We start from the raw sequence: 26,257 nt of genomic DNA, 5'->3' as shown, positions 1-26,257 counted from the left end.
GGGGGGAGGCAGCAGTTACCAGAACCGTTTTCCGGCAGTCCCAGGAAAAAAAGACCGGGCACCAGGCCCGGCCAAGTCCAACAGGGAGGTGCATATCATAACCCGGATATGCGCGGGATAGGGTCAGATTAAAGATGTCACTCAGGAACCTCTTTGATCTGTATCAACAGATTAACATCACGCGACCAGACGATACCCGCCTGATTCCGTCACCAAAAGGCGCGCATTCGACGGATCTGGTTCGATCTTCTGGCGCAGGCGATAAATATGGGTTTCCAACGTGTGTGTCGTTACCCCGGCATTATACCCCCAAACCTCGTGCAGCAGAACGTCACGGGCAACCACCCCATCGTTCGACCGATAGAGAAATTTGAGAATATTTGTCTCTTTCTCGGTCAACCGAATCTTGCGGTCATCTTCGGTGATCAACAGTTTCATTGCCGGTTTGAACGTATAGGGACCCAGGGCAAATACCGCGTCTTCGGATTGTTCGTGCTGGCGCAACTGCGCACGGATACGGGCCAACAAAACCGGAAACTTGAATGGTTTTGAAACGTAATCATTGGCACCAGCATCCAGACCCAAAATGGTGTCAGCATCGGTGTCGTGCCCCGTAAGCATCAGAATCGGAGACTTCACACCCTGCTTGCGCATCAGGCGGCACAACTCCCGCCCATCGGTATCGGGCAGCCCAACATCCAGGATGATCAGATCGTACAGGGCCTCCTTGGCCCGCTCCATCGCGCCCTGACCGTTTTCGGCTTCGAACACGTCGAACTCCTCGGTCATGACCAACTGCTCGCTCAGCGCCTCGCGCAGATCTTCGTCATCGTCGACAAGCAGTATTTTCTTGAGTTGAGCCATTGGGGTTCCTCCTGTCCGTTGTCATTCAGATGAGGGTACTTTCATCAAACGACAAGATTTGCTGCAAGGGTCTCACGGCGACGTGTCCTGAATGCGGGAAATGTTTCACATTCCTTCGGAATTGGCTTAGCAATGCGCTGTTCTCATGCAGCAAAACCATGGAAAGACCGATTGATGACATTCCTGCCAACAACTGTCGAGATGCTGGCCCGTGCCCGAGTCGATCTACGCATGGGAGTGCCGGTGATCCTGACCGATGGCGCGGACGCGGCGCTGGCCATGGCTGTCGAAACGCTGAGACCTGACCGCTGGAACGACTTCAAGGTTCAAGGCGCAATAACATTGGCGCTCACCTCGCGGCGAGCCGAGACACTCAAGGCGCGCGCCTATGATGGAGATGTTGCCAGAATACAGGTGCCTGCATCCGCTGATCTGGTTTGGCTTCAGGCCCTAGCGGATCCGGCCGATGATCTGAACACGCCGATGAAAGGGCCCTTTACATCTGATCGTGGCGGGTCAGCCAAACTGCATCGCCTGGCTATTGCACTCAGCAAGTCGGCCCGGCTGCTGCCTGCCGCTGTTCTAATTTCCGTGGAAAGGCCGGCGGAGATGGCCCAGACATTTGGCCTGACCGTTCTGCCACACGCAGCGACCGAGCCTTTGCTACAGGATACAAGCCCTCTGCATGCCGTCGCGGCAGCGCGTCTGCCCATGGATGCCGCCGAGGCCGGGCGTTTGCATGTGTTCCGTCCCGAAGATGGCAATGAAGAACATTACGCGATCGAAATCGGGCGCCCAGCACGGGACAAGCCTGTTTTGGCACGGTTGCATTCTGCCTGTTTTACCGGGGATGTTCTGGGATCTCTCAAATGCGACTGTGGCCCCCAGTTGCGCGGCGCACTCGCGCAAATGGGAAGCGAAGGTGCCGGTGTTCTGCTGTATCTCAATCAGGAAGGCCGGGGGATCGGGCTCGCCAACAAGATGCGCGCCTATAGCCTGCAAGATCAGGGGTTTGATACGGTCCAGGCCAATCACCGCTTGGGATTTGAAGACGATGAACGCGACTTTAGGTTGGGGTCCTCAATATTGCGTCAGATGGGATTCGGTCTGGTACGATTGTTGACAAATAACCCCAACAAAATTGCGATGATGGAAAAAACCGGCGTTCAAGTGACCGAACGCGTTCCGCTGCAAGTTGGGGAAAACGCCTATAACCAGCACTATCTGGCCACCAAAGCGGCCAAGTCCGGGCATTTCCTGTGACGCCCCTCGACTTGGTATTGAGCCCTCGCGGGATTCGATATGCCGGACGGTATTTCCCATGTTCGATCGGAAGAAACGGTCTGACGGCCGACAAACGCGAAGGAGATGGTGCCACTCCTGTGGGGGTGCTCCGGATTACGGCCCTGTACTATCGCCCGGATCGCATTGCGAAGCCAGCCGCTTGGGCGCGCCCCATCAGCCCCCGAGATTTGTGGTCAGACGATGTGACCTGCCCCAACTACAACCACCACGTTCACGGTCCACACGCCTTGAGCCACGAGAGCCTGCGACGCTCTGACCCGCTTTATGACCTGATCCTGACAACAGATTGGAACTGGCCAAAGGCAATTCCCGGAAAAGGGTCGGCCATTTTCATTCACCAATGGCGTCGCCCTGGCTTCCCAACAGAAGGCTGCATCGCATTTTCCAGATCAGATCTGCATTGGATCGCACCCAGGATACCGCCCGGCACCCGGGTTTTCATTCCAATGCTGCAATGACCACTGCGACGCCAAGACTTTTAGTAAAAGTCTTGGCAAAAGTTTTAAAAACTTTTGCCGGTTAAGATCCACGCTCACCGAATATGGCGGATCCAACACGGATATGAGTTGCACCCAATGAAATTGCCTTTTCAAAGTCGCCACTCATTCCCATGGACAACCCATCCAGACCATTCCGCGTGGCGATCTTGGCCAAAAGCGCAAAATGCAATGACGATTCCTCGTCCACAGGCGGTATGCACATCAAGCCCTTAACCGGCAAGTCCAATGCCCGACATTCGGCAACAAACCCATCTGCCTCATTAGGCAGCACCCCTGCCTTCTGTTCCTCTTCGCCTGTATTGACTTGAATGAACAAGTCAGGACAGGCACCCATTTCCTGTGCCAGACGGGCCAGTGTTTTTGCCAGCTTGGGCCGGTCAACTGAATGGATCGCATTAAACAACTGCATGGCTTGGCGTGCTTTGTTGGTCTGAAGAGGGCCAATCAAATGCAAATCCAGCCCCTGAAAGCGTGCAGAAAAATCTGGCCATTTCCCAGCGGCTTCCTGCACCTTGTTTTCGCCAAAGATACGGTGCCCTTGCTCCAAAACTTGTGCAACCCGCTCATTGGGTTGGACTTTTGAGACAGCAATCAACGTGACAGCACCAACAGGGCGTCCAGAATTCTGTTCAGCCGATGCAACGCGGGATTTGATTTCTTCCAGTGACATCCAGTTCCTCATGTCTTTTGGCGAAACAACACGGTTTTTCGACAAAAGAAAAGGGCGAGCTCATATGAGCCCGCCCCAAAATTCACGCTATGCGTTGTTCAACTTAGAAGCTGAAGTACACACCCGCCTGAACGGTGGTGTTGTCCCACGAAGATTCGCGGATACCGGCTTCGAAGGAAGCGCCGCCCCCGAGATCGTACGAGTAGTGGATACCGTAACCGGTACCTTCGCGGTTGTTCGAACCGGCGATTGCGTCACGGTTGTCGTTACGACCAGCAGCAACGTCAGTAGCCGAAACTGCGTCTTCGTCGGTCACGTAAACCAGGATGTTCGAAGCAGAACCGATGTCCATGTTGCCGTACAGGCCCCACTTGTCGATGCCGTCGTTGTCTGCATAGGCCAGACGTACGCCGAACTGACCCAGGTCACCCGAGATGCTGACGAAGGTTTTGTCTTCGAATGCCAGGTCGGAGTCCTGAACAGCGATAGCACCGGTCCAGTCGCCAAAGGTGTATGCCATGTTGGCGGCAACACGCGATGCGCTTGTGGGCAGACCGTTGTCTTCGGAGTACGAGATGTGGCCGCTGAATGCGCCAGCTGCGTACAGAACTTCAACACCGTTGGCGCCAACGCCAGCCGAGCTGTATGCGTCCCAGTTGAACGATTCGCCGTTCACGTTGGTAACGATCGATTCAAAGCCGGCACCGTCGATACCAACACCTGCGGTGCGGGTTTCCAGGTACAGACCGGTTGCGTTTTCAACCGCACCGATGATGTTGCCAACCTGCAGGGTGAAACCTTCGTAGGTTGCGAAGAAGCGAGCACCGTTGAATGCTGCGCCGCCGGGAGCGTTGTCACGGCTTTCAGCCTGTGCACGGAAACGAGCACCCAGGGTCACACCGCTGTCGGTTTCGGTCGACATGTCGAACTGCAGACGCAGACGGCTGGTGATGTTGGTTTCCGAACGGCCGTTCAGGGCGCCGGAAGCAATGTTACCAACACGGTCGTTGTTTTCGTTGTAGTCCAGACCAAAACGGCCGTAACCAGAAATGCGGACATCTGCGGCGGCCATGCCCGCGGTGGCGATCAGCGCGGTAGTCGCGAAGAGAATCTTTTTCATTTCGTTTCCCTCGGTTTTCTATTCATACGCCCAAACCGGGGAATCCGGTGTGGGTATGGAAAGGGGTTTCGCTCTTTCGCCCCCTTCTTGGCAAGACTTGCGGATGATCCAAGCGCAAAGGACCGACAGATGGTGCAGCTTTGCCACAGTCTTTTGACCTGCCATCCGAATTCCGGTCTCTGGCTGGCATTCCGTCCCGGAAGCAACCGGGAAACGAGGTGCCTACATACTCTTTAGAATACACTATCCTCTTGCCCGACCACGCCTGCTTGGATAGGACTTTCACAACAGAAAGGTACCGGTATTCCTGATGAAACTGCAAAAGACCCTGAATATAGCATTGGTTGGCGTTCTTTGTTTGGCCGTAGTTGGCTGCGGGCCTCGCGGCGGGAGAAATGCCAGTCCACAGGCATCAACGGCTTCGGCAACGACATCAGGTGAACCGCTGATTGCGAACAATCGGGAATCGGCACCGACGAATTATGAAGCTTCTTCGATCTGGGATGTCTTTGGCCCCAACAAGTCTGACCAATCCACCCAGGTCAATCGGTATCTGTGGTCCGCATCCCTGGATGTCCTGAGCTTTCTGCCCGTTCAATCCGTCGATCCGTTTACAGGTGTTATCGTGACCGGGTACGGCGTACCGCCGGGTGGCGGTCGTTCTTATCGCGCAACGGTTCACGTAAAAGACCCCGCACTCGAAGCCCGGTCGCTGAATGTGTCGCTGCACACCAAGGGCGGTCCGGCAAGCGCCGCGACCACGCGTGCTGTCGAAGACGCAATCCTATCACGCGCCCGGCAATTGCGGATTGCTGACCGCAACCTCTAGAATCCGCTCGCAAGACCGATTATCACATCGCCGGGCAATCTTGCCCGGCGTTTTCATTGACAAGGACCCGTGTACGATGTCGCGTTACTCTGCCGCAGAAATTGAAGCAAAATGGCAAGAGGCCTGGGACAAGGCCGGGATCTTCCAGGCCACCCGAACAGGTGACAAGCCAAAGTACTATGTGCTGGAGATGTTTCCGTACCCTTCGGGGCGTATCCACATGGGCCATGTGCGCAACTACACCATGGGTGACGTGATCGCCCGGCACAAATTGGCAACCGGACACAACGTGCTGCATCCAATGGGATGGGATGCCTTTGGAATGCCTGCGGAAAACGCTGCGATGGCAATCGGCGGCGACCCCAAGGAATGGACCTACGGCAACATCGCAGACATGCGCGACCAGATGAAACCGCTGGGCCTTTCGATCGACTGGAGCCGTGAATTCGCCACATGTGATCCGGAATACTATGGTCAGCAACAGGCCCTGTTCCTGGACATGCTCCAAGCCGGGCTGGTGTATCGTAAGAATGCTGTTGTGAACTGGGATCCGGTTGATATGACGGTTCTGGCCAACGAACAGGTCGAAAACGGCCGCGGTTGGCGGTCGGGTGCACTGGTCGAACGGCGCGAGCTGACGCAGTGGTTTTTCAAGATCTCGGATTTTTCCGAAGAATTGCTATCGGCCCTGGACGGGCTGGACAACTGGCCGGCCAAAGTACGGCTGATGCAAGAGAACTGGATCGGCAAGTCACGTGGTCTGCAGTTCAGCTTTGAGCGCACAGATGATGGCGACCCGATCACCGTCTACACCACCCGGCCCGATACATTGAATGGCGCGTCCTTTGTTGGCATTTCGCCTGACCACCCGATTTCCAAGGAGCTGGAACAGGGTAACCCTGAACTGGCTGCATTTCTTGCGGAATGCCGCAAGGGCGGCACCACCGAAGAAGCAATCGAAACCGCCGAGAAGCTGGGCTATGACACCGGCATCCGTGTCAAACACCCGCTGAACCCGGAGTGGGAATTGCCGGTCTGGATCGCGAACTTCATCCTGATGGATTATGGGACCGGTGCGATTTTTGCCTGCCCCGCGCACGACCAGCGCGACCTGGATTTCTGCCGCAAGTATGATCTGCCGGTGATCGACACATTCTTTGCGCTGGACGATAACACGCCGGTTGCCAAGGACGCGTTCGTCCCCGCCAAATCTGAAAAAGTCCGCTGGGTCGATCACTTTGCCGGATTGGACGAGGCCACCGGCGAAGAGGCCATCAACACCACCGTCGATTTTGCCGAACAGCAAGGCTGGGGCGAGGGAGTCACCAAATATCGCCTGCGCGATTGGGGCCTGTCCCGTCAACGCTATTGGGGTTGCCCAATTCCCGTCGTGCACTGTGACGATTGCGGAGTGGTGCCTGAGAAAAAGGAAAACCTGCCGGTTCGCCTGCCCGATGACGTGACGTTCGACAAACCCGGCAACCCGTTGGACCGCCACCCAACCTGGCGCGACTGTGTCTGCCCATCCTGTGGCAAGCCCGCCCAGCGCGAAACCGACACGATGGACACATTTGTTGATTCATCGTGGTATTTCGCCCGCTTCACAGCCCCGCGTGCCGAAACACCGACCGATCTGGCCGAGGCCGAATACTGGATGAATGTCGATCAATACATCGGCGGCATCGAACACGCGATTCTGCACCTGCTCTATTCTCGCTTCTTTGCACGCGCCATGAAGATCACCGGTCACCTGCCTGAAAAAGCCATCGAACCATTCGATGCGCTGTTCACCCAAGGGATGGTCACGCATGAAATCTATCAGACCCCCGGCCCGAATGGCCGCCCGGTTTACCACCTGCCCGAGGATGTGACCGACGGCAAACTGGCAGACGGAACCGAGGTGGAAATCATCCCCTCCGCCAAAATGTCAAAGTCCAAAAAGAACGTGGTCGACCCGGTGTCTATCATCTCGGCCTTTGGTGCGGATACCGCCCGCTGGTTCGTGCTGTCCGATTCGCCGCCCGAGCGGGATGTGGAATGGACCGCTTCGGGGGCAGAGGCCACCCACAAGCATCTCAGCCGCGTCTGGAAACTGTGCGACAAGATCGCCGCAATGGACCCGACTTCAAAGGGGCAAGGCGACGATGACCTGCTGCGCGAAACCCACAAGGCGATTCACGATGTGACTGTGGGGCTCGAATCCTTTGGGTTCAATGCCTCTATCGCGCGGCTCTATGCCTTTACCAACACCCTGGCCAAATCCAAGGCTGGTCACGCCGCGCAGCGGCAGGCCATCATGACCCTGGCCCAGCTGATGTCGCCAATGACTCCGCATTTGTCCGAAGACATCTGGGCCCATCAGGGCGGCGAAGGTCTGATCGCGACAGCGCCCTGGCCGGTTGCGGACGACGCGATGTTGATCGATGACACAGTCACCCTGCCAATCCAGATCAACGGCAAGCGCCGCGCGGAAATCAACGTTCCCGCAGACATGGACAAGGCAGAGGTTGAAAAAATCGCGCTTGCGCACGAAGCTGTGCAGAAGGTGTTGAATGGCGGCACCCCCAAAAAGGTAATCGTCGTTCCGGGCCGCATCGTGAACGTGGTCGCCTGATCTGAAACAGCGCCCGCCTGCCAATTGGCGGGCGCTGATCATCGCCGCCATTGCGGCGCAAAGCGTGTAAAGGGAACGATCATGAACATGGCACGCTTGAACATGACCGGCGTTCTTGCGGCATTGATGCTGTTGACCGCCGCCTGTGGCTTTACCCCGGTGCACGCCCCCGGCGGCACGGGGCAGGCACTGTATGACAATGTTCTGGTGCAGGCCCCGAACACCAAGGACAGCTATTTCCTTGTGCGCCATCTCGAGGAGCGGATCGGCCGGGGGTCAGGTGGTGAATACCGTCTGGACCTGACGTTGGAAACCGAAGAAGAAGGCCAGGCCCTGACTCTGAGCAACGTTATCACACGCTATTCGATTGTCGGGGTTACAACGTATGCTCTGGTCCGGGTTGCCGATGATGTTGTTGTGACAAAAGGCACTGTTGAAAACTTCACCGGCTACTCTGCCACCGGGTCGACCGTTGATACATTCGCGGGCGAACGAGATGCGCGGGAACGGCTGATGGTGATTCTGGCAGATCAGATCAGCTCCCGGCTTTACGCCACTCAGGGACTTGGCGCGTGAAGCTCTCGCCACGCGAGGCGGACGGCTACTTTGCCCGCCCCGACCCGGACCAGACCGGTCTGCTGATCTATGGCGGTGACACAATGCGAGTTGCCTTGAAACGTCAACAGGTGCTGGCCGCTCTTCTGGGGGCCAATGCCGACGAAGAAATGCGCCTGACGCGGATGCCGGCAAACGACCTGCGTTCGGATCCCGCGCAGTTGATTGACGCGATCAAGGCCGTGGGCTTTTTCCCCGGTCCCCGTGCCGTGTTTGTCGAAGACGCGACCGAAACCGCAGCCAAGTCGATATTGGCTGCGCTGGAAGACTGGGCTCAGGGCGACGCACAGATCATCGTGACCGCCGGGCAATTAAAGGCCACATCGAAACTGCGCAAGGCGTTTGAAGGGCATCGCAATGCCTTTGCCGTCGGAATCTATGACGACCCGCCGTCGCGGTCCGAAATTGAACGGATCCTGGGCGAGGCCGGGATCCGCAATGTCCCCAATGATGCCATGTCGATGTTGACTGATATTGCGAATGACATCGGCCCCGGCGATTTCACCCGAATGATCGAAAAGCTGGCACTGTACAAATTTCAGGACGACAACCCGCTGACGCTGGATGACATCGACGCTGTAGCCCCCCAATCTACCGAAGCTGCCCTGGATGATGTTCTGAACGTGGTGGCCGAGGCCCGCAGCGGCGAAATCGGCCCACTGATCCGGCGGCTGCAATCCCAAGGAACAGCTGCCGTGACCCTGTGTATCGGGGCCACCCGGCATTTCCGCACGCTTTACACCTGTGCATCGGATCCAGGGGGGGCAGCCCAGGGTATCGGCAGAATGCGTCCGCCGCTGTATGGAAAACGCCGCGACCGGGTGTTGCGCCAGGCCCAGGCCTGGGGTCCGCACAAATTGGAAACGGCATTGACCATCCTGACCGATACCGACCTGCAATTGCGGTCAGCGGGGCAAACGGCCCCGGCTATGGCCTTGATCGAACGGGCATTGATTCGGCTGGCCATGCTGGCCCGCTCGCGCTGAATTCATTTCCTTCCGTCCCGTTCATCTTGACGCCCTGCGCCTGGCAGGCAAGCTGACCCAAACAGACAGGAGACCACAGATGTATACCGTATATGGCAAACCCACGACTCGCACGTTCCGGGTCTTGTGGGCGCTCGAGGAAATGGGTGAACCCTATGACTTGGTTCAAATGGCCCCTCAGAGCCCGGAAATCACCGCCCTGAACCCTTCGGGCAAGGTCCCCGCTTTCAAAGATGGCGAAACGGTGATCACCGATTCCACTGCGATCATCACCTATCTGGCAGACAAACACGGCAAGCTGACCCATCCGGCCGGCACCCTTGAACGTGCCAAACAGGATGCGCTGACCCATATGGTTCTGGACGAAATCGACGCTGTGCTGTGGACCGCCGCCCGGCACAGCTTTGTCCTGCCACAGGAGAAGCGCTGTCCCGAAGTGAAATCCAGTCTGAAATGGGAATTTGAAACCAATCTTGCACGCCTGTCCGCTCAGTTCGACAGCCCATTCCTGCAAGGCGACACGATGACCATCGCAGATATCATCCTGACCCATTGTCTGAATTGGGCCTTTAGCGCCAAATTCCCGGTGGGCGACGAAAAAATCCAAGCCTATACCAAGCAGATGCGCAGCCGTGACGCATTCCGCAATGTTGCAGCGTTGATGAAATAATAGTTGGCGGTAGGGGCGATTATCGCGAAATCCACTCTGCCGCCGCCCGCCCGGACCAGCGCCCGGTCGCGAAACATGCGGTCAGCAAATAGCCCCCGGTCGGGGCTTCCCAATCCAACATCTCCCCCGCGCAAAACACTCCTGGGAGTTCTCGCAGCATCAACCCATCATCTAGAGCTGCCTGTCTGACGCCGCCCGCAGTTGAAATCGCTTCATCCATCGGACGCAGTCCCTGATGGCGAATGGACAGGGATTTGACGGTTGCAACCCATTGGGATCGGGGTAAGTCCGCGCCTTTGGTCATTTCAAAGAACAGCGCAACTTTGGCAGGCGGCAACCGCAGTCCATTCCTGAGCCAATGCGCCAGCCGCAACTTGGCCGGTTTTTTCGACAATCGGCTCTCCAGCACTTCGACGCTGAGGTCTGGCAACAAGTCGACCATCAGGTCCGCACCCTGACGCAAGGCCGGGGTCAACGAATACAGCCCCCCACCCTCTAATCCATGTCGCGATAGCGTGACTTCGCCCCGCGATGTCAGATCACCCGCTGTCCAACGCATGGATTTCAGCGCCCCACCGAAATGGGGTGTCATATGGGGGCTCCAATTCACACAAAGCGCGGCATTTGCAGGCGCAAAAGGCGCGAGACCAACTCCGCGATCGGCGAGGATCTGTGCCCAGCTTCCATCCGAACCCAACCGGGACCAGCTCGCTCCGCCCAAGGCCAGAACCGTTGCAGTGGCGCTGACCTGTTGTGCTCCGTCAGGTGTGTCAAAACACACCGCGTCGCCATCCCATCCGGTCCACTGCCAGCGGGTGCGCACATCGACGTTGAGGTTGGTCAATTGTGCCATCCACGCCCGCACCAAAGGCGAGGCTTTCATCACCTTGGGGAACACCCGCCCTGTCGAGCCGACAAAAGTATCTTGCCCCAGTGCCTGGGCCCAATCCTGTATCGCCTGGGCATCAAACGCAGAGATCACCGGCGACAACCAGTTGGAAGCTTCGCGATAGGCGGTCAGAAATTGGCTCAGCGGCTCGTCTTTGGTCAGGTTCAATCCCGACTTCCCGGCCATCAGCAGCTTGCGCGCGACTGACGGCTTGGCTTCGGCGACCAACACCCGATGCCCCGCAGCCGCAATTTCTCCTGCGGCCATCAATCCTGCGGGTCCGGCCCCGATAACCACAGCGTCAAAATGCGCCTGCATGACCTGTCCCCTTGCCCAAATGTCAGAATGCCGCATCATGTGCTGGCCATGACAGAATCCGACCCGATATGCCCGCTATGCCACCGACCAATCCCGCCCGGCGTTTCGCAAAGTGTGCACCATCTGATCCCAAAACTGAAAGGAGGCAAGGGGGGACCAACTGTGTTGTTGCATGATATATGCCAGCGCGAGATCCACACTACGTTCACAGAAACCGAACTGGCACGGCAGTATGCAACGATTACTGCCCTGCAGGCGCACCCCCGAATGGTCAAATTCATCGCATGAGTTCACAAACGCCCTCCCGACTTCCAATCGCGGGTTCCGGGAAAGCGGCGCAAACGCACCTCCTTCACCCGGTAATCTCCAACCCTTCAAATGCCGACGTCGGAGCAAAGTTGACGCCGGCCACATGCTGGAATTCCAACAAGGTGTAAGGCCGTTTCCACAACCATTCGCGGTTCGCAACCGCCGTCACGTCGGGCACAGGTGGCGTTTCATGGGCATAGGCCAAGAAATGCAGATCAAAGCCATGGTCAGCAACATTTTGAACCGACAGCACTTGCATGTCGGAATATGCGTCACGTTCGGCGGCCATATCGCCGGTGCGCAGAGTGATCTGGCCGATGCGGGCTTGCCCGCCCAACGGCAGCGACGCATTCCCGGCATCCGGGGGGCGGTTTCCATCAAAATCCCATTGCAGCAGCTCGATCACGAATCCTGCGGGATCGCTCAGATGCGCCATATAGCCGATATCGAGAAACTGCCGAGGCTGTGACACCTGAACGCCTGCGGCCCGCAACTGTGCATGTGCCATCGCCAGATTCGGTAGGGTAACACCGATTTTCCAGTACCTCTGATCTTGGCTGTGCAAATAGGATAACCCGCCGGGCAAGAGAATCAGATCGGCATCTGCGCCCAGATACCCCAGCCGCCATCCTTGCGTGTCCGCTGTCGCAGTCATTCCCATAACGTCTGTGTAAAAGGTAATCAACGGACCCATGTCCGCGACCCTCAGGCGCACACCTGACAACCGTTTCACTGACACATGTCCATGATTCCGCGGGCTATCTCGGGCTTGGCCGCCACACTGTCGGCCACCAGATCGTGGGCGGTTTGCATCAGGTCTTCGGGCGGAACGATCCGGTCGATCAGGCCAAAGTCATAGGCCTGCTGTGCGGTGATCTTTTGCCCGCTCATCAGGATCAGCTTGGTCCGGGCCGGGCCGATCAGCGCCGCCATGCGTTTGGGGTCCGAAGGTTGCGGCAGGAACCCCAGTTTCATCACCGGATAAAACACTTTGGCGTTGGGCACCGCGATACGCAGATCACAGGCCAACACCATTCCGTTGGCCCCACCTGCCAATGTCCCGTTCAGCGCCGCAATCTTGAGACAGGGCAACGCGGCGATAGCCGAAGACAAACGTTCCCATACCCCGGATAGTGCCAGACCATTGCGCGCCTCTTCCAGATCGGCACCGGCGCTGAACACTTTTCCCGTACCGGTCAGAATCAGCGCCCGCGCATCACCGGCGCTTTCGGCGATGTCCGCCAAATCGCCCAGCATCTCTTCGGTCAGGGAATTGGCCTTGTCAGGACGGTTGATGGTGACGGTCCACAGCCCGTCCACCTTGGTCAATTCGATCATATCAGCCCAACCTGTTTTCGAATGCTTTCATCCCGCAAGGAAATTTCCTGCCCCAAATAGGAATCAGCGTCAGAGCCGCACATCCACAGCAATGCACGCGCAGGCCAATCGGCAGGAATGTGATCTTCCCAGGCCAATTGGCTGATTGGGTTGATGCCACTGGCTTTGATCTCTTTCTGCATCTGTGTCGCGACAGTGCCCGGTGACAGTCCGATAGCACGAATGCCGTTGGCGCGCTCTTCCTTGTCCAGGCACTGTGTCAGCATCGCTGCGCCCGCCTTGGAGGCGCAATAATGGCTCCAGGCCTCGACCGGACCGTGGGCTGCGCCGGAGCTGATGGTCAGAACAGATCCGCCACGCGCCCGCATCAGCGGCACCGCGGCACGCATCCCATAGAAGACGCCTTTGAGGTTGATATCGATCACCTGCCCCCAGTCATCGGGATCTGCAGCAGCCAGATGGGAAATCGGTTCGATCGCACCTGCGTTGTTGATCAACACATCAATGCCGCCAAACCGGTCCACACAGGCCTGAACTGCTGCGGCCACTGCCGTATAGTCACTGATGTCACAGGACAGCGCCATGGCGGCGTCGCCAATTTCAGCGGCCAGCGCATCAATCTGGTCCGCGCTGCGGGCCAACAAGGCGACATTGGCACCTGCATCGGCGAAAACCCGCCCGGCTTCGGCCCCGATTCCACGGCTGGCGCCGGTGATCAGGACAGTTTTCCCACCCATGTTCATCACATCTATCTCCCCTTGCGGTTTCACCGACCGTGGTAAAGCGCAAGGGGGAACAGGTCCACCCCTGCCCCCTTGACGCCCGGGCCGCAAGCGCAGACCATATCGCACAAATTCACCACGAAAGGTTCTCATATGTCTGTTTCATTCGCACGCGGGCTGAGTGCGGCATCCATTTTTGCTATTTCAACCTCCACCGGTTGGGCCGATGTCAGCCCTCAGGAGGTCTGGTCCGACTGGAAATCCTATTTGACCGGAATGGGCTATGATATTTCTGCCCAAGAGTCACAATCAGGTGGCGTTCTGACGGTCAGCGACCTGTCGCTGGGAATGCAAGTCCCGGACGCAGAGGGCGTCGTCACGATGACTATGCCCCAGCTTGTGTTCACTGATAATGGCGACGGCTCTGTGAATGTCACGCTGCCCGCGGAATTCCCAATGCTCATGTCCATGCGCCCGGACGGCGAAGAATCTGTCGATATCGAGCTGAACTATGCCCATGCCGACGCGGTCATGACCGTATCTGGCGATCCAGACGACATGACCAGCGACTATTCTGCATCCACTGCATCCATTGCGCTGAAATCGCTGAATGTCGATGGCGAAGCGGTCCCCGCCTCGGTCGGGAATTTTGCCATGACCATGAATAACGTGGCCAGCAGCACCCAGACCATCGTAGCCGAGGGGCGCAGTTACGCCCAAAATATGAGCGCGGACAGCCTGACCTACCAACTCGGGTTCAAAGACCCGGACTCTGATGATCAGGCCAGCTTTAACGGCACGTTGAACCAAATAGGGTTTCAAGGAACCGCTGCAGTCCCGGCCGATGCCAATCCAAATGATGTGCGCGCCATGCTGGACGCGGGATTTTCCTTTGATGGCACATTTAGCTACGGCCAGGCCACAACTTCGATGAGCGGTGCCGGCGATGGTGAAACCTTTGGGTTTGAAGGTCAGACACAAGACGGTGCCGTCGGCGTCGCCATGAGCGCGACTCACCTGTCGTATGACGTGCAACAAAAAGCCACCAGCATGTCGATCAGCAGCGGAGAGCTCCCGTTTCCCATCATGCTGTCCATGTCCGGGTTCGGGTTCAACATGTCCATGCCGATTGCAAAATCGGACGCTGAACAGGATTTTGCCTTTGGTATCAGCCTGACCGAATTCACAGTGCCTGACATGCTGTGGGGGATGGTCGATCCGGCCGCCATCATGCCGCGGGACCCTGCGACGATTGTGGTCGATCTTTCGGGCAAGGCAAAGATGCTGTTTGATTTGATGGATCCGGAGTCCGCTGCGGAAATGGGCGACCAGCCTCCGGGCGAATTAAACGCGTTGACCGTCAACGATTTGCAGGTTGCCGCTGCTGGCGCCAAAATCGCCGGCACCGGGGACTTCACCTTTGACAACACTGATCTGCAAAGCTTTGATGGAATGCCCGCCCCCAGCGGCGTGGCCAACCTGTCCATCAGCGGTGCGAATGGCCTGATCGACCGTTTGATCCAAATGGGTTTCCTGGCGGAAGAAGACGCGATGGGGGCCCGGATGATGATGGGTATGCTGGCCGTACCGGGGGAGACGCCGGATACGCTGACATCAAAAATCGAAATCAACGATCAGGGTCACATCATTGCAAATGGTCAACGGATCAAATGATCCCAACCTGATGCCAATTCCAAGGGGCTGCGCCAGACGCGGCCCTTTTTGTACGTGCAGGCCTTGCAGCTTGGCGCTGCTCTGGCTAGCTCTGTCTCAGACCTGACACGAAAGAGCCTCATGACCCAATCCTTGCAAGATCTGAGCCACGCCCTGATGGAAGCTGCCCTGAAAGCCGGGGCTGACGCGGCAGACACGCTGGCCGTTCAGGGAAATTCGGTTTCGATCGAAGTCCGCGAAGGAACACTGGAACATGCAGAACGCTCTGAGGGCACGGATCTGGGATTGCGGGTCCTCGTAGGTCAACGCCAGGCCATTGTGTCCGCCTCCGACAGCCGACCGGAAACACTGGCCGCGATGGCCGAACGGGCGGTGGCAATGGCCCGCGAAGCGCCCCAAGATCCGCATATCGGCCTGGCAGAGCCCGACGATTTGGCCCAAGGGTGGGATATCGCCGCCTATGAGTTGGAAGACAGTAGCCCGGAACCCGATCCCGATGCCCTGATGGCGGACGCGCTGGGGGCCGAAGCCGTGGCCAAAGCCGTGCCCGGTGTGACACAGGTTCAATCGGCGGCCGCCGGGTATGGCATGCATGGCGTGCATCTGGCAGCCAGCAACGGATTTTCGGGCGGCTACCGGCGGACCAGCAGATCGCTCTCTTGCGTCGCAATTGCCGGCACCGGGGCGGACATGGAACGGGACTATGACGGCGATTCCCGGATCTTTCAAACGGACCTGCGCAGCGCCCAGGAAATCGGTCAAACCGCCGGCGAACGCGCGGTGGCCAGCCTGAATGCACGCAAGCCACAGACAGGCTGCTATCCCGTCCTGTTTGACGAAAGGATTTCTTCGTCCCTGATCGGACATCTCCTGTCAGCCATCAATGGTGTATCCATCGCTCGCGGATCATCATGGTTGCTGGATGCCAACGGCAAACAGGTGCTACCCAACCGGCTGTCCATCATCGAAGATCCGCACCGGGTACGCATCCCTGGCTCACGACCGTTTGACGCCGAAGGGCTGGCGACCAAACGACGGGCCATTGTTGAAAACGGCATTCTGACGGGGTGGACCATGGATTTGGGAAGCGCCCGTCAGCTGGGGCTGCGCAGCACCGCCAACGCGGCGCGTGGGGCCGGCTCTCCACCGTCACCGGCGAACTGGAACATCGAACTGACCCCAGGGGATCACACCCGCCAAGACCTGCTGCGGGATATGGGCACTGGCCTGCTGATCACTTCGCTGATCGGATCCACCATCAACCCCAACACCGGTGACTATTCACGCGGCGCATCAGGGTTCTGGGTGGAAAACGGCGAAGTCACCCACCCAGTCAACGAATGTACCATTGCTGGCAACCTGCGGGACATGTTGGGCCGCATCATTCCCGGCAATGACGCCCGCCCCTATCTTTCACGCGTGGTTCCATCAATTCTGATCGAGGGTATGACCCTTGCCGGCAGCTGACCTGGACCTTTTGATCGACGCTGCACGCGAAGCTGGTCGGATTGCCACGACATACACTGGCAAAGACGCACGCCGTTGGGACAAACCCGATGGTGCCGGTCCCGTGACCGAAGCAGACCTGGCAGTGAACGCCATGCTCGAAGATCGCTTGCCCGGCGCACGCCCTGACTATGGCTGGCTGTCGGAAGAAACCGAAGACACAGCTGATCGGTTGAGCCGGGACCGGGTGTTTATCATCGACCCGATTGATGGCACCCGCAGTTTTGCCGATGGGTCTCGCACCTGGGCCCATTCTTTGGCCGTGGCCGAACACGGTGTCGTTTCCGCAGCGGTCATCTATCTACCGCTGCGGGACATGATGTTTACGGCAGCAGCGAACCAAGGTGCCTTTTTGAACGGTGACCCGATCCGGCGCTCTGATTGCCGGCTCCTTGCAGAGGCCGAAATTCTGGCAGCTCGTCCCAACCTGCAACCCGAACACTGGCAAAACGGCCATGTCCCCGCTTTTACCCGCAGCTACCGACCTTCTTTGGCGTACCGTTTGGCCACCGTGGCCCAGGGTCGATTTGACGGCATGTTGACCCTGCGCCCCAGTTGGGAGTGGGATATTGCCGCCGGTGATCTGATTTTGCGCGAAGCCGGTGCATGTTGCACAGATCGCTCCGGTGCCCAGTTGCGGTTCAACAACCCTCATCCCATGTTGAACGGTGTTATTGCGTCAAACCTGGATTTGCACGCCCAGATCCTGGGTGCACTGAGCACGCCGGATTGATTCAATGTCCCAATCTCTGGCACAAAAAGCACGTATTGCACTGACCCGAAATCCCGAACAGGGCGAGGGAAACGGGTCTTCTCACAAGAAGATAAAAGCAATGTCGATCTGGATGCACGCGACATCGGCCGAACGACTGGGCGCTTTGGGAGATATCGCCAGAAGACTCAAAACCACACGCCCCGATCTGCGGGTTCTGGTCACAACCGAATCCGCATTGGCCAGTCTTGCCCTCCCTGAGGGTTGCGATGAACGGGGCGGCCTGCCCACATCCGACACGGCATCCGGAGCCCGTCAATTTCTGGATCGGCACCAGCCTGGCCTGTGCATGTGGACAGGCGGCGGGTTACGCCCGACATTGATCCGAACAGCCCAAGACCGGGGGACGTGCATGTTATTGGCCGACATTCAGGCTGATGAAGTTCCGACACGCCGCCGCCGATGGCTGACGGATGTCACGCAACGCATGATGGAGTGTTTTTCGTTTGTTTACACCCCGTCCAAAGACGCCCAAGAACGGCTCGTGCGGGTCGGCTATTCCACGGATCTAATCAAACGCACAACCAGCATGCGCAGTTCGGTGACTCCGCCCTATTACCATCCGGACGACCTGAGTGAACTCACTGACTCGCTGGGGGGGCGTCCCGTTTGGTTGGCGGCTTATGCAGAACCCGAAGAATTCGAAACAATTCTGACCGCACATCGGGATGCGTTGCGTCGACTGCATCGGTTGCTGTTGGTGATTGTGGTAGATTGCGATCGAAATCGCGATGCGTTGTTTGACGCAGTTGAACACAGCGGATTGCGGTGCACCGACTGGGATCGAGGTGAGATGCCCAGCGACAATACCCAGGTCCTGTTGGCCTGTACCCAGGACGGTCTGGGGCTGTGGTACCGGGTTGCCCCCGTCAGCCTGATTGCGGGCTCTCTGGAACCCGCGTGGCAAGGACACTGCCCCATGGAAGCTCTGGCATTGGGGTCTGCTGTTCTGTTTGGCCCCGGAGTGCGGCGCAACCGGGCGCTGTACAACCGGTTGGCCACGGACAAGGCAGCGATCCAGATCAACAACAGTCAGGACCTGGCGACCAAGATCACCCACTTGTCCGCCCCGGACAAAGCCGCCAGCATGGCCGTGGCGGGATGGGAAGTCGTCACCGAAGGGGCACAGCTGGCGGATCTGCTGGTCGATGACATTCAGACTTTTCTGGATCAACAGGAGACACAGTATGCGGGCTCCTGATTTCTGGAACAAACCCCCTGCAGGTTTTGACCTGAAGCGGTTGTTGCTCACCCCTCTGGGGGGGCTCTATGCAATGGCCACAGCCAGACGCCTGGCCAAAGGCACCCCCTATCGACCCGATGTGCCGGTCATCTGTATCGGAAATTTGAATGCCGGCGGCACTGGCAAAACCCCGACCGTCATCTGGATGGCCGAGACCCTGCGCGATCTGGGCCATGAGCCGCACATTGTTTCGCGTGGATACGGCGGCACACTCGAAGGGCCGGTTCAGGTCGAACCCAGCCGCCACAAGGCACAGCACGTCGGGGACGAGCCGCTGCTGCTGGCGGCCTTTGCCGAGGTCTGGGTTTCCAGAGATCGCGCAGCCGGAGCCAGGGCCGCAGTCGAAGCAGGCGCAACAGTTCTGATCCTGGATGACGGGTTTCAAAACCCGTCAGTTGCAAAGGACCTTTCCGTTATTGTGGTCGATGCACGACATGGGTTTGGCAACGGCAGTTGCCTGCCAGCCGGACCGCTGCGCGAACCTGTGGACGTCGGGTTGAAACGCGCCGACCTGGTTCTGTCACTGGGAGACGATGACGCCCAAAACTCGTTCAAGGATCAGTGGGCAGCACAGCTTGGTGCCCTGCCTCATTACGTGGGGAAAGTAGAGCCGTTACAAACCGGAATGCCCTGGGAAAGGACACGCGTGCTGGCCTTTGCGGGTATTGGACACCCCGAAAAATTCTTTACCACCCTGCGCAGTCTAGGGGCCGAGATTTGCCGCTCAGAAGCGCTGGATGACCACCAGAAACTGTCGGCCGCCCTGCTGTCAAGATTGGAGAACGATGCCAAATCTTTGAATGCGCAATTGGTCACGACGGAAAAGGATGCCGTGCGATTGCCGCTGTCGTTTCGGACCAAGGTCGTCACCCTGCCGGTGCGCCTAAAGATTCAGGGGGACGAGGGGCTGCGGGAGCGTTTGAAAATCACCGCACCGCCACCTTGATATGTCGCCGGGCGGGCGTTGGCCGCCCACCCGGATCGTTTACTTAGCCTTCCAGCTCGGCGTCGAGCAATTTTTTGAAGTCTTCATAAGCTTGGTTTTCAACCTTTTTCCCGTTCATGATGAACGAGGGCGTGGATTCGACTCCATCGGCGGTCGCGTGTTCCTGGTACCATGTCACCAAAGTCTGGGCCTTGTTGGAATCCATCAGGCACGCTTCAAGTTGATCGCTGTCCGTCCCGGCCAAGCGACCGATCTTGCGCAGCCCATCGACGATTTCGGTGGCGCTGCCTGCACGGGCCCATTCGGATTGACCCTTCATGATCAGATCGGTGATGCCAAAGAATTTCTCCGGCCCTGAGCACCGCGCCACCATTGAGGCCCACAATCCGTAGCGATCAAAATAAACCTCGCGAAAGATGAATTTGACCTTGCCGGTGTCTATGTAGTCCGCCTTGATCTGTTTATAGGGCCCAGCGTGGAAATTGGCGCAATGCGGACAGGTAAAAGACGCGTATTCAATCAACGTAATCGGCGCGTCTTCGGCACCCTGTACCATTTCGACAATCGTGGACGTGTCGATATCAGCGGCCTCCTGGGCATTGGCTGCCCCGACCAACAGGTTCTCAGGTATGGTAGGGGCGGATGCCTGCCACCCCATCACGGCATAACCACCGGCAACAAGAGCAACCAGTGCAAAGACACCGGACATTAGACGGGTCATTTTTCACCCTTTCCTTGGTTTTTCTGTTTTGTCATCACGTTACGCCCCAATCGTTCCAGGGCCTCGCGCAACATGTCGTTTTCGATTGGTTTGGTTGTTTCTTCCGCCTTTTTGACAACATCAGCTGACGGTGTCCGGGCTGTGGGTTTTGCGCCATGCGAGAACTGGGCCTGGCCTTCAGCAAATCCAGTTGGTGCAGTCTGAGTCAACCGTATCCGGCTGATCGCGTTATAGCCGTAGACGGCGTTGACCTTGGCGCGCAACTGTTCTTTTTGCATGTCCAGCATCGGTGCCTGGGCACCGGTAGTCAACACTGTCAAAGTTGCCCCAAATCCACCACGGCCGTAACCTATATTGACGGGACGCGCGATCGCAGCAATATTTTCGCCAACAATTTCCGGCCAATGGGTCAGCAACCTAGAGACCGCAAACCCCCGGCTTTCCCCTGCACGACGAATTTGATCGCTCAGAAGCGACGCTGTGCGTTTAAAACCGCGGGTTGTTGATCGTCTGGGTGGCATGGTGATGGTTTTGCTCGATTGTGCCGCCTATTGTAAAGAGCGCTGAGACATGTACCAGCAAAACCGGAAATGAAAGTGTAAAGAATGCGTGACCTAGACTGGACTCCGGACGAACTGAGCCAGGACATTCTGAATTGGTATGACCGCAATGCCCGTTCAATGCCTTGGCGGATTGGCCCCAAAGAGCGGTCCACCGGAACCGCCCCGGATCCCTACCGGGTCTGGATGTCCGAAATCATGCTTCAACAAACAACTGTGGCAGCCGTGGTCAGCTACTTTGAACGGTTTACACGACGCTGGCCGACGGTATCCGCTCTGGCCGCAGCCCAGGACGCGGACGTTATGGGCGAATGGGCAGGGCTTGGGTATTACGCACGGGCGCGCAATCTATTGAAATGCGCCCGAGTCATCGTGACAGAATACGGTGGTGTTTTTCCTGATACGTATGACGAGCTTCTAACACTTCCCGGGGTAGGCCCCTATACAGCAGCAGCCGTCGCATCGATAGCGTTTGATCGGCCTGAAACTGTACTGGACGGAAATGTCGAACGGGTGATGTCGCGATTGCACGACATTCATACACCTTTGCCGGGCGTCAAACCTGAACTCAAACGCCTAGCCGCAGATCTGACACCAAATGCGCGCCCCGGGGATTATGCACAGGCTGTGATGGATCTGGGCGCGACCATCTGCACACCAAAGTCGCCAGCCTGTGGAATCTGTCCTTGGCGTCTTCCATGCAAGGCACGCGATGCCGGCACTGCTCCTGAACTTCCTCGCAAGACGCCCAAGAAACCCAAGCCGACGCGATACGGCATTGTTTACATCGCCCAGTCCAAAACCGGCGACTGGTTGCTGGAACGGCGCCCCGATTCGGGATTGTTGGGCGGGATGCTCGGCTGGCCGGGATCTGATTGGACCGACGCACCAAACCCTGCGCCACCCTTTGCCGCCCAATGGCGCGAATTGAAGGTCGAAGTGCGCCATACGTTCACGCATTTTCACCTGATACTGGCGGTGCAATATGCCGAATTTCCCGCAGATTTCAGTCCTGGTAGTCCGTATGAGGTTATTGGTTTGCGTGATTTTCGTGTTTCGGATCTTCCGACGGTTATGCGCAAGGCATACGATTTGTATCGACTTCCTTGATCACTTGGATTTTGACTGAGAAACTAAAATCCTGAACCTCCGCCAATGAAATGGCCCGCCCCTGTATTTGGGAACCCGGTGATCAAAGCGGGGTGTCAAACGACACGAACCAGAAGAGATTGTCACGACATTTTGGCAAGTTAAGATGCCATCTGGCCAAGACATACCGCGCGTTCATGCTATCGGCCAGATACCCAGACAGGCAGCGGAGCCCACCCATGCTTTGGGCTAACGCCACCTGGGCCGACAGCCATCAACCCGATGGCAACCAGGCAGGTCATACACGAATATCCAGACATATCGACTTGCGATTATTTTAGTTTGTCTGGTGTTTTTTTGGGAGGGTGTGTGTTTTGGATCGAATTGAGAGATTTTGTGAGTATTTATTAGGTTTGGCGGTGACCTACTCTCCCACGACTTAAGTCGCAGTACCATTGGCGCTTCGGTGCTTAACTTCCGGGTTCGGGATGGGACCGGGTGTTTCACTCGTGCTATGACCACCAAACCGAATAAATACTCACTGTCCGCTCTCGGACAGTGAGAGTGACAGACAGCGTTTTCCAAAGGAAAGCGCGTTGTCACCCATTCATTGTCAGAGCGGATAGAGATCAATCAACATTGTGCTGTCCAAGCCAAGATTTTTTGGGGCTGTATGCTTTTGTTTGGTTCCAGTTTTGTTGGCCTATTGCGCGGAGCGCTACATGAGGCCAGCAGTCTTACTTTTACTGGATCAAATCAAGCCTATCGGACCATTAGTACCAGTCAACTGAACATGTTACCATGCTTACATCTCTGGCCTATCGACGAGGTGGTCTACCTCGGTCCTCAGGGATACCTTGTTTTGAGGGGGGCTTCCCGCTTAGATGCCTTCAGCGGTTATCCTGTCCGAACATAGCTACCCAGCACTGCCGTTGGCACGACAACTGGTCCACCAGTGGTTCGTTCACCCCGGTCCTCTCGTACTAGGGGCAACTCCTCTCAAGTATCCTACACCCACGGCAGATAGGGACCGAACTGTCTCACGACGTTCTAAACCCAGCTCACGTACCTCTTTAAACGGCGAACAGCCGTACCCTTGGGACCTGCTCCAGCCCCAGGATGAGATGAGCCGACATCGAGGTGCCAAACACTGCCGTCGATATGGACTCTTGGGCAGTATCAGCCTGTTATCCCCGGCGTACCTTTTATCCGTTGAGCGATGGCCCTTCCACTCGGGACCACCGGATCACTATGGCCGTCTTTCGACTCTGCTCGACTTGTCAGTCTCGCAGTCAGGCTGGCTTCTGCCATTGCACTCAACGAGCGATTTCCGACCGCTCTGAGCCAACCTTCGCGCGCCTCCGTTACGCTTTAGGAGGCGACCGCCCCAGTCAAACTACCCGCCACACAGGGTCCCGGATCCGGATAACGGACCGCGGTTAGACATCAAGCAGAGCAAGGGTGGTATCTCAAGGGAGGCTCCACAGAGACTTGCGTCTCTGCTTCAAAGCCCACCACCTATCCTGCACATGCTCGGCCTAATGCCAATGTGAAGCTGTAGTAAAGGTGCACGGGGTCTTTCCGTCTAACCGCGGGAAGCCTGCATCTTGACAGGCAATTCAATTTCGCTGAGTCTATGTTGGAGACAGCGGGGAAGTCGTTACGCCATTCGTGCAGGTCGGAACTTACCCGACAAGGAATTTCGCTACCTTAGGACCGTTATAGTTACGGCCGCCGTTTACCTGGGCTTCAATTCAGAGCTCTCACCCCTCCTTTTAACCTTCAGGCACCGGGCAGGCGTCAGACCCTATACGTCGTCTTGCGACTTCGCAGAGCCCTGTGTTTTTAATAAACAGTCGCCACCCCCTGGTTTGTGCCCCCAGCCCCTAGTTGCCTAGGAACCGGGCCTCCTTCTCGCGAACTTACGGAGGTATTTTGCCGAGTTCCTTCAACATAGTTCTCTCAAGCGCCTTGGTATTCTCTACCAGTCCACCTGTGTCGGTTTAGGGTACGATCTTATAGGAGGGCTATTTCCAGGAACCTCTCAGCAGCCCATTCAATCCGATAAGGATGAACTACCTTCGAGATCCGTCACCACTCCATGGCCCAGGAATATTAACCTGGTTCCCATCGACTACGCCTTTCGGCCTCGCCTTAGGGGTCGGCTTACCCTGCTCAGATTAGCTTTAAGCAGGAACCCTTGGACTTTCGGCGAGAGTGTCTCTCACACTCTTTGTCGCTACTCATGTCATCATTCTCACTAGTGATCTCTCCACGGGATCGCTCACGCGCCCGCTTCATCGAAAGCCTCTCTCCTCCAATACTCCCGAAGGAGTTAAGGAGGAATGAGACTATGTCACACTACGCTCTGCTACCATGCACTATGTGCATCCTAGACTTCGGCTCATGGCTTGAGCCCCGTTACATCTTCGCCGCAGGACAACTTGATTAGACCAGTGAGCTGTTACGCTATCTTTAAAGGATGGCTGCTTCTAAGCCAACCTCCTGGTTGTTTTGGTCGTCCCACCTGCTTTCCCACTTAGCCATGAATTAGGGGCCTTAGTCGTAGGTCAGGGTTGTTTCCCTCTCCACTACGGACGTTAGCATCCGCAGTGTGTCTGCCATCTAGTACTCCCCGGTATTCGGAGTTTGGTTAGGATCAGTAAGCCTGTGGGGCCCCATTACCCATCCAGTGCTCTACCCCCGGGGGTATTCGGATGACGCTCTACCTAAATAGATTTCGCAGAGAACCAGCTATCTCCGAGTTTGATTGGCCTTTCACCCCTAGGCACAATTCATCCCGATCTTTTTCAACAGATGTGGGTTCGGTCCTCCAGTGCATGTTACTGCACCTTCAACCTGATCATGCCTAGATCACTCGGTTTCGGGTCTGATCCATCTAACTCATGCGCCCTATTAAGACTCGCTTTCGCTGCGCCTACACCTAACGGCTTAAGCTTGCTAGATAGACCAAGTCGATGACCCATTATACAAAAGGTACGCTGTCAGGCCGCAAGGGCCCTCCAACTGATTGTAGGCGTTCGGTTTCAGGTACTGTTTCACTCCCCTCGTCGGGGTGCTTTTCACCTTTCCCTCACGGTACTGGTTCACTATCGGTCAGTAAGGAGTACTTAGCCTTCGAAGGTGGTCCTCCGATCTTCAGACAGAATTTCACGTGTTCCGCCCTACTTAATACGTCCATCAAAGCTTCCTATACGGGGCTATCACCCGCTATGGCCATGCTTCCCAACATGTTCTAGTCACTCATCTGGCTCGGCTGGTCCCCGTTCGCTCGCCGCTACTAGGGGAGTATCAATTGATTTCCTTTCCTCCGGGTACTTAGATGTTTCAGTTCCCCGGGTTTGCTCTTATAAACCTATGTATTCAGTCTATAAGTACCTGTTTAAGAACATTATAAACTACCGAAGTAATTATAATGAACTTTCAGGTGGGTTGCCCCATTCAGAGATCCATGGATCAAAGCTTATTCTCAGCTCCTCATGGCTTATCGCAGAGTATCACGTCTTTCATCGCCTCTTACTGCCAAGGCATTCACCAAACGCCCTTCTCGCGCTTGATTTGATCCAGAAAGAGAAAGACTGATCTTTCGCGGCACCCCAGCTGGTAACTAAAGGGGCCTTAACTTTCTGAACCAAAAGCATACTTTCCCGCTCTTCACCCCGAACCCACACTTCCGATGTCGGTCGGACCCGTGTGGAGGATGAAGAACATTTGGTTCAAATCCGTGCAGAATTTGAACCGGGTTAGTGTACTTGACTTGGACAACTCTGTTCGTTTCAGACGGGATACGCACAAAGGAGACGAGGAAACATCTCCAATCACGCCTTCTGGACCTTCTTGCGAAGAACCAGAACCGTACTGAGATCATCCACGTACTTGTGGCGATCAAACAGTGTTGATTGATTTTCTCTCTAAACGATGTCAATGCAACCGAAGTTGCGTGCGTCCGATTGGACGATCAAACACTCAATACAAA

The 26,257-nt window shown here is 56.8% G+C and carries 22 protein-coding genes and 2 rRNA genes; 13 read left to right on the top strand and 11 right to left on the bottom strand.

What is annotated here, in order from left to right:
• Positions 1 to 177: 177 nt before the first annotated feature.
• Positions 178 to 864, bottom strand: coding sequence for a response regulator transcription factor (locus tag K3727_02545; GenBank protein UWQ91706.1), 687 nt, complete (start codon positions 862 to 864; stop codon positions 178 to 180).
• A 174-nt stretch (positions 865 to 1,038) separates the two neighbouring features.
• Here K3727_02545 and ribA point away from each other — a divergent pair, with 174 nt between their 5' ends.
• On the top strand, positions 1,039 to 2,127 hold the full coding sequence (gene ribA, locus K3727_02540; protein UWQ91705.1) for a GTP cyclohydrolase II: 1,089 nt from the start codon (positions 1,039 to 1,041) through the stop codon (positions 2,125 to 2,127).
• Positions 2,124 to 2,627, top strand: a complete 504-nt coding sequence (locus tag K3727_02535; protein UWQ91704.1) for a L,D-transpeptidase family protein — start codon at positions 2,124 to 2,126, stop codon at positions 2,625 to 2,627. Before ribA ends, K3727_02535 begins: the two co-directional genes overlap by 4 nt.
• A 61-nt stretch (positions 2,628 to 2,688) precedes the next feature.
• On the opposite strand, the gene K3727_02530 is transcribed toward K3727_02535, so the two are convergent.
• Positions 2,689 to 3,339, bottom strand: a complete 651-nt coding sequence (locus tag K3727_02530) for a YggS family pyridoxal phosphate-dependent enzyme (GenBank protein UWQ91703.1) — start codon at positions 3,337 to 3,339, stop codon at positions 2,689 to 2,691.
• A gap of 103 nt (positions 3,340 to 3,442) precedes the next feature.
• Positions 3,443 to 4,459 carry a porin gene (locus K3727_02525; GenBank protein UWQ91702.1) on the bottom strand — a complete coding sequence of 339 codons (1,017 nt, stop codon included), beginning with the start codon at positions 4,457 to 4,459 and terminating at the stop codon, positions 3,443 to 3,445.
• A 310-nt stretch (positions 4,460 to 4,769) separates the two neighbouring features.
• Between K3727_02525 and K3727_02520 the strand changes: the two genes are divergently transcribed.
• The 5 genes from K3727_02520 (at position 4,770) to K3727_02500 (ending at position 10,173) form a co-directional block, all read left to right on the top strand.
• A complete protein-coding gene (locus K3727_02520) occupies positions 4,770 to 5,288 on the top strand; it encodes a DUF3576 domain-containing protein (GenBank protein ID UWQ91701.1) in 519 nt (172 codons plus the stop codon).
• Between the two features lie 76 nt (positions 5,289 to 5,364).
• Entirely contained in the window at positions 5,365 to 7,902 is a 2,538-nt protein-coding gene (gene leuS / locus K3727_02515; GenBank protein ID UWQ91700.1) for a leucine--tRNA ligase, read from the top strand.
• A gap of 87 nt (positions 7,903 to 7,989) precedes the next feature.
• Positions 7,990 to 8,478: a hypothetical protein gene (locus tag K3727_02510; GenBank protein UWQ93245.1), complete on the top strand. Its 489-nt coding sequence runs from the start codon at positions 7,990 to 7,992 to the stop codon at positions 8,476 to 8,478.
• Entirely contained in the window at positions 8,475 to 9,503 is a 1,029-nt protein-coding gene (locus K3727_02505) for a DNA polymerase III subunit delta (GenBank protein UWQ91699.1), read from the top strand. Before K3727_02510 ends, K3727_02505 begins: the two co-directional genes overlap by 4 nt.
• A gap of 79 nt (positions 9,504 to 9,582) precedes the next feature.
• Positions 9,583 to 10,173 carry a glutathione S-transferase family protein gene (locus tag K3727_02500; GenBank protein ID UWQ91698.1) on the top strand — a complete coding sequence of 197 codons (591 nt, stop codon included), beginning with the start codon at positions 9,583 to 9,585 and terminating at the stop codon, positions 10,171 to 10,173.
• Between the two features lie 19 nt (positions 10,174 to 10,192).
• Here K3727_02500 and K3727_02495 read toward each other — a convergent pair whose 3' ends face one another.
• From K3727_02495 to K3727_02480, 4 genes are all read right to left on the bottom strand, one after another.
• Entirely contained in the window at positions 10,193 to 11,380 is a 1,188-nt protein-coding gene (locus tag K3727_02495; GenBank protein ID UWQ91697.1) for a TIGR03862 family flavoprotein, read from the bottom strand.
• 352 nt (positions 11,381 to 11,732) lie between these two features.
• Positions 11,733 to 12,428 carry a VOC family protein gene (locus K3727_02490; GenBank protein UWQ91696.1) on the bottom strand — a complete coding sequence of 232 codons (696 nt, stop codon included), beginning with the start codon at positions 12,426 to 12,428 and terminating at the stop codon, positions 11,733 to 11,735.
• Complete coding sequence (locus tag K3727_02485) at positions 12,419 to 13,027, bottom strand: enoyl-CoA hydratase/isomerase family protein (GenBank protein UWQ91695.1); 609 nt, start codon at positions 13,025 to 13,027, stop codon at positions 12,419 to 12,421. The genes K3727_02490 and K3727_02485 overlap by 10 nt, the downstream gene beginning before the upstream one ends.
• Positions 13,024 to 13,770, bottom strand: a complete 747-nt coding sequence (locus K3727_02480; GenBank protein UWQ91694.1) for an SDR family oxidoreductase — start codon at positions 13,768 to 13,770, stop codon at positions 13,024 to 13,026. Before K3727_02480 ends, K3727_02485 begins: the two co-directional genes overlap by 4 nt.
• 132 nt (positions 13,771 to 13,902) lie before the next feature.
• Here K3727_02480 and K3727_02475 point away from each other — a divergent pair, with 132 nt between their 5' ends.
• The 5 genes from K3727_02475 (at position 13,903) to lpxK (ending at position 19,890) form a co-directional block, all read left to right on the top strand.
• Entirely contained in the window at positions 13,903 to 15,423 is a 1,521-nt protein-coding gene (locus K3727_02475; protein ID UWQ91693.1) for a DUF2125 domain-containing protein, read from the top strand.
• A 120-nt stretch (positions 15,424 to 15,543) separates the two neighbouring features.
• Positions 15,544 to 16,890 (top strand): TldD/PmbA family protein, encoded by a 1,347-nt coding sequence (locus K3727_02470; GenBank protein ID UWQ91692.1) that lies wholly within the window; start codon positions 15,544 to 15,546, stop codon positions 16,888 to 16,890.
• On the top strand, positions 16,877 to 17,662 hold the full coding sequence (locus K3727_02465) for a 3'(2'),5'-bisphosphate nucleotidase CysQ (protein UWQ91691.1): 786 nt from the start codon (positions 16,877 to 16,879) through the stop codon (positions 17,660 to 17,662). Before K3727_02470 ends, K3727_02465 begins: the two co-directional genes overlap by 14 nt.
• A 4-nt stretch (positions 17,663 to 17,666) precedes the next feature.
• A complete protein-coding gene (locus tag K3727_02460; GenBank protein UWQ91690.1) occupies positions 17,667 to 18,902 on the top strand; it encodes a 3-deoxy-D-manno-octulosonic acid transferase in 1,236 nt (411 codons plus the stop codon).
• Complete coding sequence (gene lpxK, locus K3727_02455; protein ID UWQ91689.1) at positions 18,889 to 19,890, top strand: tetraacyldisaccharide 4'-kinase; 1,002 nt, start codon at positions 18,889 to 18,891, stop codon at positions 19,888 to 19,890. The genes K3727_02460 and lpxK overlap by 14 nt, the downstream gene beginning before the upstream one ends.
• A gap of 43 nt (positions 19,891 to 19,933) precedes the next feature.
• Here lpxK and K3727_02450 read toward each other — a convergent pair whose 3' ends face one another.
• Together K3727_02450 and K3727_02445 are read right to left on the bottom strand one after the other, a co-directional pair.
• Complete coding sequence (locus tag K3727_02450; GenBank protein ID UWQ91688.1) at positions 19,934 to 20,611, bottom strand: DsbA family protein; 678 nt, start codon at positions 20,609 to 20,611, stop codon at positions 19,934 to 19,936.
• A complete protein-coding gene (locus K3727_02445; protein UWQ91687.1) occupies positions 20,608 to 21,132 on the bottom strand; it encodes a DUF721 domain-containing protein in 525 nt (174 codons plus the stop codon). The genes K3727_02450 and K3727_02445 overlap by 4 nt, the downstream gene beginning before the upstream one ends.
• 84 nt (positions 21,133 to 21,216) lie before the next feature.
• Between K3727_02445 and mutY the strand changes: the two genes are divergently transcribed.
• Positions 21,217 to 22,281 (top strand): A/G-specific adenine glycosylase, encoded by a 1,065-nt coding sequence (mutY, locus tag K3727_02440; protein UWQ91686.1) that lies wholly within the window; start codon positions 21,217 to 21,219, stop codon positions 22,279 to 22,281.
• 390 nt (positions 22,282 to 22,671) lie between these two features.
• Here mutY and rrf read toward each other — a convergent pair.
• Positions 22,672 to 22,786 (bottom strand): 5S ribosomal RNA (gene rrf, locus K3727_02435).
• Between the two features lie 226 nt (positions 22,787 to 23,012).
• Positions 23,013 to 25,840: ribosomal RNA gene (locus K3727_02430) — 23S ribosomal RNA — on the bottom strand.
• Positions 25,841 to 26,257: the final 417 nt, after the last annotated feature.

The organism is Rhodobacteraceae bacterium M382 (genome assembly GCA_025141015.1).
In the GTDB taxonomy this organism is placed as follows: domain Bacteria; phylum Pseudomonadota; class Alphaproteobacteria; order Rhodobacterales; family Rhodobacteraceae; genus Aliisedimentitalea; species Aliisedimentitalea scapharcae.
This window is presented reverse-complemented; position numbering and strand designations above follow the sequence as displayed.